The organism is Caulobacter sp. GW821-FHT09A05 (assembly GCF_059418465.1).
Window position 1 is genome coordinate 14,183 of sequence record NZ_JBWKPX010000033.1, and the last position, 16,187, is coordinate 30,369.

The following is a 16,187-nucleotide window of genomic DNA, read 5'->3' on the forward strand; positions in this document are numbered from 1 at the left end:
GGGCCGAACAGATGACTCTCCCCGCTAATCGTACTGGCGTGATCGCCAAGAAGCTGGGCATGACCCGCTTCTTCGATGAAACCGGACAGCACGTCCCGGTCACCGTCCTGTCGCTGGACGGTTGCCAGGTCACGGGCCAGCGCACGGTCGAGAAGGACGGTTACACCGCCCTGCAACTCGGCGCCGGCGCCAAGAAGCCCAAGAACACCTCCAAGGCCCTGCGCGGCCACTTCGCCAAGAACGCGGTCGAGCCCAAGCGGATCGTCGCCGAGTTCCGCGTCGATGAAGCCGCTCTGATCGATGTGGGCGCGGAATTCACCGCCGACCACTACGTTCCCGGCCAGAAGGTGGACATCCAAGGCATCACCGTCGGTAAGGGTTTCGCCGGCGCCATGAAGCGCTGGAACTTCGGCGGTCTGCGCGCCACCCACGGCGTCTCGGTCTCGCACCGTTCGCACGGCTCGACCGGCAACCGCCAGGATCCGGGCCGCACGTTCCCGGGCAAGAAGATGGCCGGTCACCTGGGTCAGGAAACCGTCACCACCCTGAACGTCACCGTCTGGAAGGTGGACGTCGAGCGCGGCCTGATCCTGGTCAAGGGCGCCGTCCCCGGTTCGGAAGGCTCCTACGTCAAGGTTCGCGACGCGATCAAGAAGGCGGCTCCGGCCGACCTGCCGCGTCCGGGCGCCTTCCGCAAGGCTGGCGAGGCTCCGGCCGCCGCCGCTGAAACCCCCGCTGAGGAAGCCCCCGCGGCGACGACCGAAGAGGGCGAAGGCTAATGAAACTCGACGTCATCAAACTGGACGGCGGCAAGGCCGGTTCCGTTGATCTCGACGACGCCATCTTTGGCATCGCCGACATCCGCGGCGACATCCTGCAGCGCGTCGTCACCTGGCAGCTGGCCAAGCGCCGCTCCGGGAACCACAAGATTCAGGTCCGCAACGAGGTCTCTCGTACGGGCAAGAAGATGTACAAGCAAAAGGGCACCGGCTCGGCCCGTCACGGTTCGCGCCGTGCGGCCCAGTTCGTCGGCGGCGCCAAGGCCCACGGCCCTGTCGTCCGCAGCCACGCGTTCGATCTTCCCAAGAAGATCCGCGCCATGGCCCTGCGTCACGCCCTGTCCTCGAAGGCCAAGGCCGGCGCGCTGGTCGTGCTGGACAGCGCCGTTCTGAGCGATCCGAAGACGGCCGCCCTGCGCGCCAACTTCGATAAGATCGGCCTGAAGAACGCCCTGGTCATCGCCGGTCCGGAAGTGGACGCGAACTTCAAGCTCGCCGCCCGCAACATTCCGAACGTGGACGTGCTGCCGAACGCCGGCCTGAACGTCTACGACGTGCTGCGTCGCCAGACCCTCGTCCTGACCAAGGACGCGATCGAGGCGATCTCGGCCCGTTTCGCTGAGAAGGAAGCCGCGTAATGGCCGCTACCGCCCGCCACTACGACACGATCCTGTCGCCGGTGATCACCGAGAAGGCCACCCTGCTCAGCGAGCAGAACAAGGTCGTCTTCCGCGTGGCCGCCGATGCGTCGAAGGACGAAATCGCCGCCGCAGTCGAAGAGCTGTTCAAGGTCAAGGTCACCAAGGTCAACACCCTGGTCACCAAAGGCAAGACCAAGCGCTTCCGTGGCATCGTCGGACGCCGTTCCGACGTCAAAAAAGCCATCGTGACCCTGGCCGACGGCCAGTCGATCGACATCACGACGGGGCTCTAAGACATGGCCTTGAAGCACTTTAACCCGACCAGCCCCGGCCAGCGCGGCCTGGTGCTGATCGACCGCAGCGAGCTCCACAAGGGCCGCCCGGAAAAGAAGCTGGTCGAAGGTCTGACCAAGTCGGGCGGTCGCGGCGGCAACGGCCGCATCGCGGTCCGTTTCCGCGGCGGCGGCGCCAAGCGCCTGTACCGTCTGGTCGACTTCAAGCGTCGCAAGCAAGGCACGGCCACGGTCGTCCGCCTTGAATACGATCCGAACCGCACCGCCTTCATCGCCCTGATCAAGTATCAGGACGGCGAGCTGGCCTACATCCTGGCCCCGCAACGCCTGAAGGCCGGCGACGAAGTCGTCACCGCCGACAAGGTCGACGTGAAGCCGGGCAACGCCTCGCCGCTGCGCACCCTGCCGATCGGCACGATCATCCACAACGTCGAGCTGAAGCCCGCCAAGGGCGGCCAGATCGCGCGTTCGGCTGGCGCCTACGCCCAGCTGGTGGGTCGTGACGCCGGCTACGCCCAGATCCGCCTGAACTCGGGCGAGCTGCGCATGGTGCTGGACAGCTGCATGGCCACCGTCGGCGCCGTGTCGAACCCGGACCACATGAACGAAAACCTCGGCAAGGCCGGGCGTGTTCGTCACATGGGCCGTCGTCCTCACGTCCGCGGCGTCGCCATGAACCCGGTCGACCACCCGCACGGCGGTGGTGAAGGCCGCACCTCGGGCGGCCGTCACCCGGTGACCCCGGCTGGTAAGCCGACCAAGGGCGCCAAGACCCGCGTCAACAAGGCCACGGATAAGTTCATCATCCGTTCGCGCCACAAAGCGAAAAAGGGCCGCTAAGCCATGACCCGCTCCGTCTGGAAAGGCCCGTTCGTCGACGGGTACCTCCTGAAGAAGGCCGACGCCGCTCTCGCGTCGGGCCGCAAGGACGTCATCAAGACCTGGTCGCGCCGCTCGACCATCATGCCGCAGTTCGTCGGCCTGGTGTTCGGCGTGCACAATGGTCAAAAGCACGTTCCCGTCTCCGTGTCGGAAGACATGGTCGGCATGAAGTTCGGTGAGTTCGCGCCCACCCGCAACTTCCCCGGCCACGCCGCCGACAAGAAGGCGAAGAGGAAGTAGGCCATGAGCCAAGCTAAACAACCTCGCCGCCTGCCGGCCAATGAAGCGATGTGCAAGGTCCGCACCCTGCGCACCAGCGCCCGCAAGCTGAACCTGGTCGCCCAGTCCATCCGTGGCCTGAACGTCCAGCGCGCTCTGAACGAGCTCGAGTTCAGCCACAAGCGTATCGCTCAGGACGTCCGCAAGGCGCTGTACTCGGCCATCTCCAACGCCGAGAACAACCACAACCTCGACATCGACTCGCTGGTCGTCGCCGAGGCCTATGTGGGCAAGAACCTGGTGATGAAGCGCTTCTCGCCGCGTGCGCGCGGTCGGGCCACGCGCGTTGAAAAGCCGTTCTCCGAGATCACCATCGTGGTCCGCGAACTGGGTGAGGCCGCCTGATGGGTCAGAAAGTCAATCCGGTCGGGCTGCGGCTCGGCGTCAACCGTACCTGGGACAGCCGCTGGTTCGCCGACGGCGAGCAGTACGGCAAGCTCCTGCACCAGGACCTCGCGGTCCGTGCGATGCTGAAGAAGCGCCTGTATCAAGCCGGCGTCTCGCGCATCATCATCGAGCGTCCCCACAAGAAGTGCCGCGTGACCATCTACGCGGCGCGTCCGGGCGTGATCATCGGCAAGAAGGGCGCCGACATCGACAAGCTCCGCAAGGACCTGTCGGTGATGACCGAAGGCGAGGTTCACCTGAACATCGTCGAGATCCGCAAGCCCGAAACCGACGCCCAGCTGGTGGCCGAGTCCATCGCCCAGCAGCTCGAGCGCCGGATCGCCTTCCGTCGCGCCATGAAGCGGTCGATCCAATCGGCCGTCCGTCTCGGCGCCAAGGGCATCCGCATCAACGTGTCGGGCCGCCTCGGCGGCGCGGAAATCGCGCGGATGGAATGGTATCGCGAAGGTCGCGTGCCGCTCCACACCCTGCGCGCCGACATCGACTACGGTTTCGCGGAAGCCAAGACCACCTACGGCATCATCGGCGTGAAGACCTGGATCTTCAAAGGCGAAGTGCTGGAGCATGACCCGATGGCGCTCGACAAGCGTCTGGCGACCGAATCCGGCCCGGCCGGCGAGGGCGGCGGACGCGAGCGCGGCGATCGTCCCGACCGGGGCGACCGCGGCCGTCGCGATCGGGGCTAAGGATAGAGCGCTATGCTGTCACCGAAAAAAACCAAGTATCGCAAGCAGTTCAAGGGCCGCATCCACGGCACCTCGAAGGGCGGCACCCTGCTGAACTTCGGTTCGTACGGCCTGAAGGCCGTCGAGCCGGAGCGCATCACGGCTCGCCAGATCGAAGCTGCTCGTCGCGCCATCACCCGCCAGATGAAGCGTCAAGGCCGCGTCTGGATCCGTATCTTCCCGGACGTGCCGGTCACCGGCAAGCCGGCCGAAGTCCGGATGGGTAAGGGCAAGGGCGCCGTGGACCACTGGGCCGCTCGCGTGGCTCCGGGCCGCATCATGTTCGAAATCGACGGCGTGCCGGACGATATCGCGCGCGAAGCCCTGCGCCTTGGCGCCGCCAAGCTGCCGATCCGTACCCGCGTCGTCACCCGCATCGACGCTGGTGCGGCTCTGGAGGCCGAAGCGGCATGACCAAGATTCAAGACATCCGGGGCATGACTCCCGACCAACTCGCCGAGCAGCTGCTCAACCTGAAGAAGGAGCAGTTCAACCTGCGCTTCCAGGCGGCGACCGGTCAGGTGGAAAAGACCCACCGCGTCGGCGAGATCCGCAAGGAAATCGCCCGCATCAAGACCGTGCTGCGCGCCAAGGCCGCGGCTTAAGGAGAACGATATGCCCAAGCGTATCCTCGAAGGGGTTGTCGTCTCTGATAAGGGCGACAAGACCGTAGTGGTCAAGGTTGAACGGACCATCGTTCACCCGCTGCTGAAGAAGATCGTGCGTCGGTCCAAGAAGTACCACGCGCATGATGAGAGCAATGCGTACAAGGCGGGCGAAGTTGCCCGTATCATCGAGTGCGCTCCGAAGTCCAAGCTGAAGACCTGGGAAGTCCTTCCCAAGGCTTCTGCTTAATCTGGAAGGTTTGAACCATGATCCAGATGCAAACTAACCTGGAAGTCGCCGATAACTCCGGCGCCCGCCGGGTCATGTGCATCAAGGTGCTGGGTGGCGCGGGTCGTCGCTACGCCAGCGTCGGTGACGTGATCGTCGTGTCCGTGAAGGAAGCCATTCCGCGCGGCCGCGTGAAGAAGGGCGACGTGCTCCGCGCCGTCGTCGTTCGCGTGAACCAAGGCATGAAGCGTAAGGACGGGTCGCTGATCCGTTTCGACAAGAACGCCGCGGTCATCGTCAACAAGCAGAGCGAGCCGGTCGGCACGCGGATCTTCGGCCCGGTTCCTCGCGAACTGCGCGCCAAGAACCACATGAAGATCATCTCCCTCGCCCCCGAGGTGCTGTAATGGCTGCCAAGATTAAGAAGGGCGACCGCGTTGTCGTCCTGGCCGGCAAGGACAAGGGCAAGCAAGGCGCTGTGACCCAGGTTCTCCCCAAGGAGAACCGCGTCCTGGTGCAAGGCGTGAACCTGGTTCAACGCCACACCAAGCCGACCCAAGCCGAACCGCAAGGCGGCATCAAGAGCAAGGAAGCGGCGCTGCACGTCTCGAACGTCGCGCTCGTTGACTCCAACGGCAAGGCCACCCGCGTCGGCTTCAAGATCGAAGGCGACAAGAAGGTGCGCGTCGCCAAGACGACGGGCGAGGTGATCAATGGCTGATCAAGCTTACGAACCCCGGCTGAAGTCCGAATATCGCGCGCGCATCCGCGCCGCGATGAAGGAACAGTTCGGCTACACCAACGAGATGCAGATCCCCAAGCTGGACAAGATCGTCCTGAACATGGGCATCGGCGAGGCCGTGGCCGACTCCAAGAAGGCCCAGACCGCGCTGAAGGATCTGATGGCCATCGCCGGCCAGAAGCCGGTCGCCACGAAGGCCCGCAAGTCGATCGCCGGCTTCAAGCTGCGCGAAGGCATGGTGGTCGGCGCCAAGGTGACCCTCCGCAAGGACCGGATGTACGAATTCCTCGACCGCCTGGTCACGATCGCGCTGCCGCGCGTGAAGGACTTCCGCGGCCTGAACGGCAAGAGCTTCGATGGCCGTGGCAACTACGCCATGGGCCTGAAGGAGCACCTGGTGTTCCCGGAAATCAACTATGACCAGATCGAACAGATCTGGGGCATGGACATCATCGTCTGCACCACTGCGAAGACCGACCAGGAAGCCAAGGCTCTCCTGAAGGAATTCCAGTTCCCGTTCACCAATTAAGAGCGGGCAGGGAAACACACCATGGCCAAGAAAAGCGCCGTTAACCGTAATCTCGCGGTCAAGGCCCTCGTCAAGCAATACGCCGACAAGCGCGCCGCGCTGAAGGCGATCGCCAACGACGAAAGCCTGCCGCTGGAAGAACGCTTCGAAGCCCGCCTGAAGCTCGCGAAGCTTCCGCGCAGCTCGTCGGCTGTTCGCATTCGCAACCGCTGCGAAGTGACCGGCCGCCCGCGCGCCTACTATCGCAAGCTGAAGATGAGCCGGATTGCTCTGCGCGAACTGGGTTCGCAAGGGCAGATCCCCGGCCTCGTCAAGTCGAGCTGGTGAGGACGATCAGATGTCGATGAACGATCCCCTGAGCGATATGATCGCTCGCATCAAGAACGCCGCCACGCGCAAGCGCGCCAAGGTCGCGACGCCGGCTTCCAAGCTGCGCGCCCGCGTCCTGGACGTGCTGGCCGACGAAGGCTACATCCGCGGCTACTCGCTGGTCGAGAAGCCCGGTGCGTTCCCCGAATTCGAGATCGAGCTCAAGTATTTTGACGGTGAGCCCGTGATCGCCGAGATCAGCCGCGTGTCCAAGCCTGGCCGTCGCGTCTATTCGTCGATCAAGGACCTGAAGCCGATCAAGAACGGCCTGGGCATCTCGATCCTTTCGACGCCGAAGGGCGTCATGTCGGACTCCGCCGCACGCGACGCTAACGTCGGTGGCGAAGTCCTCTGCCGCGTCTACTAGGCGCGGGAGGGAAAGAGCATGTCACGTATCGGTAAGAAGGCCGTCTCGATCCCCAAGGGCGTCACCCTGACGCTCGAAGGCCAGACGGTGACGGCGAAGGGGCCCAAGGGCCAACTCTCCTGGACGGTTCCCGAAGAGATCGAAGTCAAGCAGGAAGGCGATGAGCTGACCCTGACTCCGCGGAACGAGTCGACGCGCGCCAAGTCGATGTGGGGTCTGTCCCGCACGCTGGTCGCCAACATGGTGCACGGCGTCACCACGGGCTTCGAGGAAACCCTCGAGCTGGTGGGCGTCGGTTACCGCGCCGCGATGAAGGGCACCGCGCTCTCCATCCAGCTCGGTTTCTCCCACGACGTGGACGTCGAGGCTCCGGCCGGCGTCACCTTCGCGGTGCCCAAGCAGACCGAAATCAAGATCGCCGGCGCTGACAAGCAGGCGGTCGGCGAGATTGCCGCGAAGATCCGCCGCATTCGTCCGCCGGAGCCCTACAAGGGCAAGGGCGTGCGCTATGCTGGCGAGAAGGTTCGCCGCAAGGAAGGCAAGAAGAAGTAAGCCATGGCGCTCTCACCTCGCGAATCCGCCGTGCGTCGTGCCCAACGCACCCGCACCCGCCTCAAGGCCCTGTCCAACGGTCGTCCGCGCCTGTCGGTCTTCCGTTCGTCCAAGAACATCTACGCCCAGGTCATCGACGATGAACGCGGCGTGACCCTGGCCTCGGCCTCCACCCTCGAGGGTGAAGGTTCGGCCAAGGGCGCGGACAAGGACGCGGCTGCTCTGGTCGGCAAGCTCGTCGCCGAACGCGCCATCGAAAAGGGCGTCAAGGACGTCGTCTTCGATCGCGGCGGCTACATCTTCCACGGACGGGTGAAAGCCCTGGCCGACGCCGCGCGCGAAGCCGGCCTGAACTTCTAAGGGAAACATCATGGCTCGTGGTGACCAACAGCGCGGTGAAGGCGGCCAACGCCGGGACCGTCGCGACCGCAACGCCCCCGAGGAGCGGGTCGACAGCGACATCGTCGAAAAGCTCGTCCACATCAACCGCGTCGCCGCCACCGTTAAGGGCGGCCGTCGCTTCAGCTTCGCTGCTCTGATGGTCGTCGGCGACCAGAAGGGCCGCGTCGGCTACGGTCATGGCAAGGCGCGTGAAGTGCCGGAAGCCATCCGCAAGGCGACCGAAGAAGCCAAGAAGACCATGGTCCGCGTCCCGCTCCGCGAGTCGCGCACCCTGCACCACGACGGCTACGGCCGTTGGGGCGCTGGCAAGGTCATGATGCGCGCCGCCCCTCCCGGCACGGGCGTCATCGCCGGTGGTCCGATGCGCGCGGTTCTCGAAACCCTGGGCGTCCAGGACGTCGTGGCCAAGTCGACGGGTTCCAGCAACCCGTACAACATGGTCCGCGCCACGTTTGAGGCCCTGAAGGTTCAATCGTCGCCCCGCCAGATCGCCGCCAAGCGCGGCAAGAAGGTCGGCGACATTCTCGGCCGCCGCGCCGACGGGGCCTCGGCTCCGGACGCCATCGAGGGCTAAGACATGGCTACTGCTAAGCAAGCTAAGACCGTGAAGGTTCGCCAGACCGGCAGCCCGATCCGTCGCAACGCCGTCCAGCGCGCGACGCTGGCCGGCCTGGGTCTCAACAAGCTGGGCCGCGAGTCCGAGCTGGAAGACACCCCGGCGGTCCGCGGCATGATCCGCAAGGTTCAGCACCTGCTGGAAATCGTCGAGTAGGTCTGCTACGAGACGTCGAAATCGCCACCCCGGTGAAAGCCGGGGTGGTTTTCGTTTTAAGTTTCTATCGTTTTCAAAGCCGAGTCCGGCCGCTGGCCGGGCGCAGATCTCCAAGGAGAGGCACACATGACCAAGCTGAATGAACTGGCTCCGGCTCCCGGCTCGACCAAGGGCCGCATGCGCATCGGCCGCGGCCCGGGTTCGGGCAAGGGCAAGACCGGCGGTCGCGGCGTGAAGGGCCAGAAGGCGCGCTCGGGCGTCGCCATCGCCGGCTTCGAGGGCGGCCAGATGCCGCTGCACATGCGCATGCCCAAGCGCGGCTTCAACAACCCCTTCCGCCTGGAGTTCGCCGAGGTGAACCTGTGGCGCCTGGAGCAGGCCGTGGCCGCCGGCAAGCTGAAGGCCGGCGCCGAGCTGGCCGCCGCTGAGCTGGTCGCCGCGGGCGTGATCCGCCGCGAGCTGGACGGCGTGAAGCTGCTGGGCAAGGGCGAGATCAAGACCGCCCTGAAGCTGACCGTCTATTCGGCGACCGAAGCGGCCATCAAGGCCGTGGAAGCCGCCGGCGGTTCGGTGACCGTGACCAAGAAGGCCAAGGCGCAAGCCGAAGCCTAAGGCCATAATGTCATCCCGGACGCGGCGCCCGTTCTGGGCGTCGTCGCCGGGATCGCGGGCAGGGCGGGGGAGACCCCGGCGGGCCCGCCGTTTCCCCCGGGATGACAGAATAACGAGGCTCGCCGTGACATCGCGGCGAGCCTCACCTATGTACGGCTCCGTACTCGGGCCTTGTCCGGCCCCGGCGATTCATCGCCGCCCGGATCCGGCTCGGATTTATGCTTGGAGCGCGACCAAGGCCGCGGACGCGGCGCGCGCTCTCGACGTGGGGATTTGAATGGCCTCGGCCGCCGAACAACTCGCAGCCAACATGAACTTCGGGTCCTTCCAGAAGGCCACCGAACTTCACAAGCGCATCTGGTTCACGCTCATCGCCCTGATCGTCTTCCGGCTCGGCACCTACGTGCCGATCCCGGGGATCAATCCGGAAGCCTTCGCCGCCGCGTTCTCGCAGCAGTCGAAGGGCATCCTGGGCATGTTCAACATGTTCTCGGGCGGCGCCGTCGAGCGCATGGCCGTGTTCTCGCTGAACGTGATGCCCTACATCAGCGCCTCGATCATCGTGCAGCTGATGGGCTCGGTGTATCCGCCGTGGGAGAAACTGAAGAAGGAAGGCGGCGAAGCCGGCCGCAAGACCCTCAACCAGTACACTCGCTACCTGGCGGTCATCCTGGCCATCGTGCAGTCGTTTTCGATCGCCGTGGGCCTGCAGAGCCAGCCCAACATGATCGTCGGCGGCATCGCCCCGGCGTTCTTCATCCTGTCGACCGTGGTGGCCCTGACCGGCGGCACCCTGTTCCTGATGTGGCTTGGCGAGCAGATCACCAGCCGGGGCGTCGGCAACGGCGTGTCCCTGATCATCTTCGCCGGCATCGTGGCCGCCCTGCCGTTGGGCGTGGCGCAGATGTTCACCCAGGTGCAGACGGGCGCGATGTCGGGCTTCGCCCTGTTCGCCGTGGCCGTGCTGGCCGTGGCCGTGATCTTCTTCATCGTCTTCATCGAGCGGTCGCAGCGCCGGTTGCTGGTGCACTATCCCAAGCGCCAGCAAGGCAACCGGATGATCGGCGGCGACACCTCGTTCATCCCGCTGAAGCTGAACACCGCCGGCGTCATTCCGCCGATCTTCGCCTCCAGCCTGCTGCTGCTGCCGACCACCGCCATGGGCTTCCTGGCGACCGCCAACCTGCCCAACTGGCTGCAGTGGCTGCCGACCGTGGTCGGCGCCCTGCAGCACGGCCAGCCGCTGTTCATGGTGCTGTACGCGGCCCTGATCATCTTCTTCTCGTTCTTCTACACCTCGGTCGTGTTCAATCCCGACGAGACGGCGGAGAACCTGCGCAAGTACGGCGGCTTCATGCCGGGCATCCGTCCGGGCAAGCGGACGGCGGAATATCTGGACTATGTCCTGACCCGCCTGACGGTGATCGGCGCGGCCTACATCACGGCCGTCTGCATCCTGCCGGAACTGCTGATGAGCAGCATGGGCCCGACCAAGTTCGCCCTGGGCGGCACCTCGATCCTGATCGTCGTGACCGTGACCATGGACACGGTGGCCCAGATCCAGTCCCACCTGCTGGCGCACCAGTACGAGGGCCTGATCAAGAAGTCGAAGCTGCGCGGCGGCAAGGGGCGCTAACCCCTTCTCGCGCGACATAAGACGAGCGCGGAAGCCGGTTTGTCACAAACCGGCTTCCGTTTTCATCGAACCCACTCTAGGTCTGGGCGGGGCGCGGGCGGCAGACCCGCGGAAACGCAGGAAGCGCATTGATGAACTTGATCCTGTTCGGGCCGCCTGGAGCGGGCAAGGGCACCCAGGCCAAGCGCCTGGTCGAGCAGCGGGGCATGGTCCAGCTGTCGACCGGCGACATGCTGCGCGCCGCCATCGCCTCGGGCTCCGAGCTTGGCCAGAAGGTCAAGGGCGTGCTGGATCGCGGCGACCTGGTCACCGACGAGATCGTCATCGCCCTGATCGAGGAGCGCCTGCCCGAAGCCGAGGCGGCCGGCGGCGCGATCTTCGACGGCTTTCCGCGCACCATCGCCCAGGCCGAGGCCCTGGATTCCATGTTGGCCAAGCGGGGGCAGAAGATCGACTCCGTTCTCCGACTCAAGGTAGACGAGCCCGCCCTGATCGAACGCATCACCAAGCGATACGCCGAGCAGGGACGTTCGGACGACAATCCCGAAACCTTCGTGAATCGCCTGGACCGCTACAACGCCGACACGGCGCCGCTGCTTCCGTACTACCGGGAACAGGGCAAGCTGTCGGAAGTCGACGGCATGGGAACCGTGGAAGCGGTCGCCCACGCTATCGACGCCGCGCTTTCGGTCGTGGCTTGAGACTTCGTTGGAATCCTCTCGATTGAGCGGATTCCGCCATTGACGGACGCGCAACTATCCCTATAACGGGGCGCTTCCGCGAAAGGGCGCGATCTGTGCGCGCCGGACTGGGTCGAAAGACCGGGCCGGGCGCGCCGTTCGCGTCTTTAGTGCGTGACTAGGAGAACATTAGACGTGGCCCGTATCGCAGGCGTCAACATCCCGACGAACAAGCGCGTTTTGATCGCGCTTCAGTACATTCATGGCATTGGCCAGAAGTCCGCTCGTGACATCGTCACCAAGGTGGGCATCGACGACGCTCGCCGGGTCAACCAGCTGACCGACGCCGAAGTGCTCGCGATCCGTGAAACGATCGACAAGGACTTCACCGTCGAGGGCGACCTGCGCCGCGAAAACTCGATGAACATCAAGCGCCTGATGGACCTGGCCTGCTATCGCGGCCTGCGTCACCGCAAGGGCCTGCCGGTCCGCGGTCAGCGCACGCACACGAATGCTCGTACCCGCAAGGGTCCGGCCAAGCCGATCGCCGGCAAGAAGAAATAAGGTAGCCTGACGATGGCCAAGGAACCGGCTCGCGTTAAAAAGCGCGAACGCAAGAACATCACCTCGGGCGTGGCGCACGTGAACGCCTCGTTCAACAACACCATGATCACCATCACCGACGCTCAGGGGAACACCATCTCCTGGTCGAGCGCCGGCATGATGGGCTTCAAGGGCTCGCGCAAGTCGACCCCGTACGCCGCTCAGATGGCTGCGGAAGACGCGGGCAAGAAGGCCGCCGAGCACGGTGTGAAGACCCTCGAGGTCAACGTGTCGGGTCCGGGTTCGGGCCGTGAGTCGGCCCTGCGCGCCCTCCAGGCCGCCGGCATGACCATCACGACCATCCGCGACGTGACGCCGATCCCGCACAACGGTTGCCGTCCGCCCAAGCGTCGTCGCGTCTAGTACTTTTTAGACCCAATTCTCCTTCGCCGGCTGCGCAAAACGCGGCCGGCGAGCCGCGTTCAAGGGATCGACCACGTGATCGAAAGAAACTGGAACGAGCTGATCCGTCCTGAGAAGCCGCAAATCGAGACTGGCGCCGACGCGACCCGCAAGGCTCGCATCGTGGCTGAGCCGCTCGAACGCGGCTTCGGTGTGACGCTCGGCAACGCTCTCCGCCGCGTCCTGCTCTCCTCGCTTCAGGGCGCCGCCGTCACCGCCATCCAGATCGATGGCGTCGTACACGAATTCTCCTCGCTCGAAGGCGTCCGCGAAGACGTCGTCGACATCGTCCTGAACATCAAGCAGCTGGCCGTGCGCATGCACGCCGAAGGCCCCAAGCGCATGACCCTGCGCGCCACGGGCCCCGGCCCGGTGACCGCCGGTCAGATCGAAACCCCGGCCGACATCGAGATCCTGAACCCCGACCACGTGTTGTGCACGCTGGACGACGGCGCCTCGGTGCGCATGGAGTTCACGGTCAACACCGGCAAGGGTTATGTCCCGGCCGACCGCAACCGTCCGGAAGACGCGCCGATCGGCCTGATCGCCGTCGACGCCCTGTACTCGCCGGTCAAGCGCGTCGCCTATCGCGTCGAGCCGACCCGTCAGGGCCAGTCGCTGGACTATGACAAGCTGATCCTGGAAGTGGAAACCAACGGCGCCGTGACGCCGGTGGACGCGGTGGCCTACGCCGCCCGCATCCTGCAAGACCAGCTGCAGATCTTCATCACCTTCGAAGAGCCCAAGGCCAAGACCGCCGACGAGGCCAAGCCGGAACTGCCGTTCAACCCGGCCCTGCTGAAGAAGGTGGACGAACTGGAACTGTCGGTCCGCTCGGCCAACTGCCTGAAGAACGACAACATCGTCTACATCGGCGACCTGATCCAGAAGACCGAAGCCGAGATGCTGCGCACGCCGAACTTCGGCCGCAAGTCCTTGAACGAAATCAAGGAAGTGCTGGCCGGCATGGGCCTGCACCTGGGCATGGACGTGCCGAACTGGCCGCCCGAGAACATCGAAGACCTGGCCAAGAAGTTCGAAGACCAGATCTAAGACCGTACCGCCGAGCCCGTCTGAACGGGCTCGGTCTTGAGAAGCCGGAAAATAGCCTAGCTATTTTCCGGGCGCGCTTAATCCGGGCCGTTCCTTCGGGGGCGGCCTGGGCCTTTTGAAGCCGCAACAGCGGTGGAGGGCCCCGGCGCTTCGTTCTGAACCCGGCCGGGACGCCGCTGGGATTGGTGACAATCAGCGCTTCTTTCTCGCGCTACAGCGGGCCAAGGCCCAGGAGAGACCACAATGCGTCACGGTAAAGCTCACCGTAAACTGGGCCGTACGTCCGCTCACCGCACCGCCATGTTCGCCAACATGTCGGCCTCGCTGATCAAGCACGAGCAGATCGTCACCACCCTGCCCAAGGCCAAGGAACTGCGTCCGTTCGTCGAAAAGCTGGTCACCCTGGCCAAGCGCGGCGACCTGCACGCCCGCCGTCAGGCCATCTCGACCGTCCGCGACGTCGAGCAGGTCGGCAAGCTGTTCGCCACCATCGGTCCCCGCTACAAGGACCGCCAGGGCGGCTACATCCGCGTCCTGAAGGCCGGCTTCCGCTACGGCGACAACGCGCCGCTGGCCGTCATCGAGTTCGTCGACCGCGACGTCTCGGCCAAGGGCAAGGACTCCGGTCCGGTGTTCACCGCCGACTCGGAAGACTAAGGATTTTCAGCCTCGGCTGACGGAAGAGGCCCCGGAGCGATCCGGGGCCTTTTTTGCGTTCGGCTGCCCGCCGACGGTTGCGTCGAATTGCCGCTGTCGCAATGGTAGAGGTTTGTTCACCTCGCCGTCGCATCCTTCGTGGTTAAGAACTCGGGGGAGGGATGGAGATGAAGATCTCCGGCGTCATGCGCGCTTTTGGCGGCGCGCTCGCGGTCGGCGTGGTCCTGGCCGGCGGCCTGGCCCTGTTCGCGATCGAGGGTCTGCGGGTCGGCGGGCCGCTGTTCCGCCAGATCGTCGACAACAAGGACATCGTCGCCGACATCCTGCCGCCGCCGCTCTATGTGGTCGAGGCCGATCTGGTCGCCACCAAGCTGGTGGCCCATCCCGAGACGGTGGACGCCGCCGCCGACAAGCTGGCGGCCCTGCGCAAGGACTACGACACCCGCCGCGCCTACTGGACGACCGCGCCGATCGATCCGGCCATGCGCGAGGTGCTGGTCGACCAGTCCGCGGCCCCCGCCATGGCGTTCTGGCGCGAGATCGACCAGGAGATCGTGCCCGCCGTCCGGGCCGGCGACCTGGAACGGGCCCGGCGGGGCCTGGCCCGGGCCGACCTCGCCTACGAGGCCCATCGCGCCGTGATCGACAAGGTCGTGGTCATGGCCAACCGCGACGCCGCCGCGGTCGAGGCGCGGGCCGTGGCCCAGACCCGCCTGGCCTTCGTCCTCCTGGCCGGGGCGGGGGCGCTGGTGCTGCTGGTGGTCGGCGGGGGGATCGTCCTGATGAGCCGCCGCATCGTCCGGCCGATCCAGGCCATGACCGGCTTCATGGGCCGGCTGGCGGCCGGCGACTACGACCGCGCCGTGCCCTTCGCCGGGCGGGGCGACGAGATCGGCGAGATGGCCAATTCGGTGGCGGTGTTCCGCGAGGCGATCGTGGCGCGTCAGGCCGCCGAGGATCGCATCGCGGTGGAACGCGACGAGACCGAGGCCGCCAAGGCCCGGCACGACGCCGAACGGCAAGCCGAGGAGTCCGGGCGCCTGCAGGTCGTGGAAGCCCTGGGCGCGGCCGTGGCCCGGCTGAAGGCCGGGGATCTGACCGCACGCCTGGAGACGGCTTTCCCCCGGGCCTACGAAGGCCTGCGCGGCGACTTCAACCGGGCGATCGCGGGGCTCGAGGCGGCCATGTTCGAGGTCGTCGGCGGCGCGGGCGGGTTGCGGGCCGGAGCCGGCGAGATCAGCCACGCCATCGGGGACCTCTCGACCCGCACCGAGCGACAGGCCGCCAGTCTCGCCGAGACGGCCGCCGCCCTGGGCCAGGTCAGCGCCAGCGTCAGGCGCACGGCCGAGGGCGCCAACGAGGCCAACGCCGCCGTGATCGACAGCCGCGCCGTCGCCGATCGCTCCAGCCAGGTGGTGGGCCGCGCGGCCCAGGCCATGAGCCAGATCGAGGGTTCGTCGGCCAAGGTCTCCCAGATCCTGGGCGTGATCGACGAGATCGCCTTCCAGACCAATCTGCTGGCCCTCAACGCCGGGGTCGAGGCCGCCCGGGCAGGCGATGCGGGCCGGGGCTTCGCGGTCGTGGCCCAGGAGGTGCGGGCCCTGGCCCAGCGCTCGGCCGAGGCCGCCAGGGAGATCAAGGGGCTGATCTCGGAATCGTCCGACCATGTCCGCTCGGGCGTGACCCTGGTCGGCGAGGCCGGCGCGGCCCTGAACGACATCGTCGAGCGGGTGGGGCGGATCGGCGGCCTGATGGAACAGATCGCCCAGTCCAGCCGCGAGCAGGCCGCGGGCCTGGCCGAGGTCGACCTGGCGGTGGGCCAGATGGACCAGGTCATCCAGCAGAACGCCGCCATGGCCGAGCAGGCCACCGCCGCCAGCCGCGGCCTGGCCGACGACGCCGTGCGCCTGGAGGCCCAGGTCGAGCACTTCCAGGTGTCGAGCGGGCAGGACGCCTGGGCGGCGGCCTAA

At 66.0% G+C, this 16,187-nt stretch carries 27 protein-coding genes; all 27 read left to right on the plus strand.

What is annotated here, in order from left to right:
- Nucleotides 1–11: 11 nt before the first annotated feature.
- The 27 genes from rplC to AC07NX_RS22530 all read left to right on the plus strand — a co-directional run bounded on the left by rplC (nt 12) and on the right by AC07NX_RS22530 (nt 16,187).
- Nucleotides 12–779 (plus strand): 50S ribosomal protein L3, encoded by a 768-nt coding sequence (rplC, locus tag AC07NX_RS22400; protein ID WP_310086988.1) that lies wholly within the window; start codon nt 12–14, stop codon nt 777–779.
- Complete coding sequence (gene rplD, locus AC07NX_RS22405) at nt 779–1,417, plus strand: 50S ribosomal protein L4 (RefSeq protein WP_145684457.1); 639 nt, start codon at nt 779–781, stop codon at nt 1,415–1,417. The genes rplC and rplD overlap by 1 nt, the downstream gene beginning before the upstream one ends.
- On the plus strand, nt 1,417–1,713 hold the full coding sequence (locus AC07NX_RS22410; protein WP_029912290.1) for a 50S ribosomal protein L23: 297 nt from the start codon (nt 1,417–1,419) through the stop codon (nt 1,711–1,713). Before rplD ends, AC07NX_RS22410 begins: the two co-directional genes overlap by 1 nt.
- 3 nt (nt 1,714–1,716) lie before the next feature.
- Nucleotides 1,717–2,553, plus strand: coding sequence for a 50S ribosomal protein L2 (rplB, locus tag AC07NX_RS22415; protein ID WP_028041110.1), 837 nt, complete (start codon nt 1,717–1,719; stop codon nt 2,551–2,553).
- Nucleotides 2,554–2,556: 3 nt separating this feature from the next.
- Nucleotides 2,557–2,835: a 30S ribosomal protein S19 gene (gene rpsS, locus AC07NX_RS22420; protein WP_012285669.1), complete on the plus strand. Its 279-nt coding sequence runs from the start codon at nt 2,557–2,559 to the stop codon at nt 2,833–2,835.
- Nucleotides 2,836–2,838: 3 nt separating this feature from the next.
- Nucleotides 2,839–3,219, plus strand: a complete 381-nt coding sequence (rplV, locus tag AC07NX_RS22425; RefSeq protein WP_012285670.1) for a 50S ribosomal protein L22 — start codon at nt 2,839–2,841, stop codon at nt 3,217–3,219.
- Nucleotides 3,219–3,968, plus strand: coding sequence for a 30S ribosomal protein S3 (rpsC, locus tag AC07NX_RS22430; RefSeq protein WP_028041108.1), 750 nt, complete (start codon nt 3,219–3,221; stop codon nt 3,966–3,968). The genes rplV and rpsC overlap by 1 nt, the downstream gene beginning before the upstream one ends.
- A gap of 12 nt (nt 3,969–3,980) precedes the next feature.
- Nucleotides 3,981–4,421 (plus strand): 50S ribosomal protein L16, encoded by a 441-nt coding sequence (gene rplP, locus AC07NX_RS22435; RefSeq protein WP_012285672.1) that lies wholly within the window; start codon nt 3,981–3,983, stop codon nt 4,419–4,421.
- On the plus strand, nt 4,418–4,612 hold the full coding sequence (gene rpmC / locus AC07NX_RS22440) for a 50S ribosomal protein L29 (protein ID WP_012285673.1): 195 nt from the start codon (nt 4,418–4,420) through the stop codon (nt 4,610–4,612). The genes rplP and rpmC overlap by 4 nt, the downstream gene beginning before the upstream one ends.
- Nucleotides 4,613–4,622: 10 nt before the next feature.
- Nucleotides 4,623–4,862, plus strand: coding sequence for a 30S ribosomal protein S17 (rpsQ, locus tag AC07NX_RS22445; RefSeq protein WP_035080025.1), 240 nt, complete (start codon nt 4,623–4,625; stop codon nt 4,860–4,862).
- 17 nt (nt 4,863–4,879) lie between these two features.
- Complete coding sequence (gene rplN / locus AC07NX_RS22450) at nt 4,880–5,248, plus strand: 50S ribosomal protein L14 (RefSeq protein ID WP_007662742.1); 369 nt, start codon at nt 4,880–4,882, stop codon at nt 5,246–5,248.
- Nucleotides 5,248–5,562, plus strand: a complete 315-nt coding sequence (rplX, locus tag AC07NX_RS22455; RefSeq protein ID WP_018061184.1) for a 50S ribosomal protein L24 — start codon at nt 5,248–5,250, stop codon at nt 5,560–5,562. Before rplN ends, rplX begins: the two co-directional genes overlap by 1 nt.
- A complete protein-coding gene (gene rplE, locus AC07NX_RS22460; RefSeq protein ID WP_018113051.1) occupies nt 5,555–6,112 on the plus strand; it encodes a 50S ribosomal protein L5 in 558 nt (185 codons plus the stop codon). The genes rplX and rplE overlap by 8 nt, the downstream gene beginning before the upstream one ends.
- Before the next feature lie 21 nt (nt 6,113–6,133).
- Nucleotides 6,134–6,439, plus strand: a complete 306-nt coding sequence (gene rpsN, locus AC07NX_RS22465; protein WP_018061186.1) for a 30S ribosomal protein S14 — start codon at nt 6,134–6,136, stop codon at nt 6,437–6,439.
- Between the two features lie 10 nt (nt 6,440–6,449).
- Complete coding sequence (gene rpsH / locus AC07NX_RS22470; RefSeq protein WP_007662733.1) at nt 6,450–6,848, plus strand: 30S ribosomal protein S8; 399 nt, start codon at nt 6,450–6,452, stop codon at nt 6,846–6,848.
- 18 nt (nt 6,849–6,866) lie between these two features.
- Nucleotides 6,867–7,400, plus strand: a complete 534-nt coding sequence (gene rplF / locus AC07NX_RS22475; RefSeq protein ID WP_494644845.1) for a 50S ribosomal protein L6 — start codon at nt 6,867–6,869, stop codon at nt 7,398–7,400.
- A 3-nt stretch (nt 7,401–7,403) separates the two neighbouring features.
- Nucleotides 7,404–7,760, plus strand: a complete 357-nt coding sequence (gene rplR, locus AC07NX_RS22480; RefSeq protein ID WP_028041103.1) for a 50S ribosomal protein L18 — start codon at nt 7,404–7,406, stop codon at nt 7,758–7,760.
- 10 nt (nt 7,761–7,770) lie between these two features.
- The gene (gene rpsE, locus AC07NX_RS22485; protein WP_018113050.1) at nt 7,771–8,376 is read left to right on the plus strand and encodes a 30S ribosomal protein S5; all 606 of its coding nucleotides are present in this window, start codon (nt 7,771–7,773) and stop codon (nt 8,374–8,376) included.
- Nucleotides 8,377–8,379: 3 nt separating this feature from the next.
- Nucleotides 8,380–8,574, plus strand: coding sequence for a 50S ribosomal protein L30 (gene rpmD / locus AC07NX_RS22490; RefSeq protein ID WP_145684451.1), 195 nt, complete (start codon nt 8,380–8,382; stop codon nt 8,572–8,574).
- 126 nt (nt 8,575–8,700) lie between these two features.
- Nucleotides 8,701–9,186 (plus strand): 50S ribosomal protein L15, encoded by a 486-nt coding sequence (gene rplO / locus AC07NX_RS22495; RefSeq protein WP_035080012.1) that lies wholly within the window; start codon nt 8,701–8,703, stop codon nt 9,184–9,186.
- Nucleotides 9,187–9,463: 277 nt separating this feature from the next.
- Entirely contained in the window at nt 9,464–10,822 is a 1,359-nt protein-coding gene (gene secY / locus AC07NX_RS22500) for a preprotein translocase subunit SecY (protein ID WP_494644848.1), read from the plus strand.
- 131 nt (nt 10,823–10,953) lie between these two features.
- Nucleotides 10,954–11,523 (plus strand): adenylate kinase, encoded by a 570-nt coding sequence (locus tag AC07NX_RS22505; protein ID WP_494644850.1) that lies wholly within the window; start codon nt 10,954–10,956, stop codon nt 11,521–11,523.
- 174 nt (nt 11,524–11,697) lie between these two features.
- The gene (gene rpsM, locus AC07NX_RS22510; RefSeq protein WP_012285684.1) at nt 11,698–12,066 is read left to right on the plus strand and encodes a 30S ribosomal protein S13; all 369 of its coding nucleotides are present in this window, start codon (nt 11,698–11,700) and stop codon (nt 12,064–12,066) included.
- Nucleotides 12,067–12,078: 12 nt separating this feature from the next.
- The gene (gene rpsK, locus AC07NX_RS22515) at nt 12,079–12,468 is read left to right on the plus strand and encodes a 30S ribosomal protein S11 (protein ID WP_018112960.1); all 390 of its coding nucleotides are present in this window, start codon (nt 12,079–12,081) and stop codon (nt 12,466–12,468) included.
- A gap of 75 nt (nt 12,469–12,543) precedes the next feature.
- A complete protein-coding gene (locus AC07NX_RS22520; RefSeq protein WP_018061159.1) occupies nt 12,544–13,560 on the plus strand; it encodes a DNA-directed RNA polymerase subunit alpha in 1,017 nt (338 codons plus the stop codon).
- A 243-nt stretch (nt 13,561–13,803) separates the two neighbouring features.
- Entirely contained in the window at nt 13,804–14,217 is a 414-nt protein-coding gene (gene rplQ, locus AC07NX_RS22525; RefSeq protein WP_026176397.1) for a 50S ribosomal protein L17, read from the plus strand.
- A 782-nt stretch (nt 14,218–14,999) separates the two neighbouring features.
- Nucleotides 15,000–16,187 carry a methyl-accepting chemotaxis protein gene (locus AC07NX_RS22530; RefSeq protein WP_494644889.1) on the plus strand — a complete coding sequence of 396 codons (1,188 nt, stop codon included), beginning with the start codon at nt 15,000–15,002 and terminating at the stop codon, nt 16,185–16,187.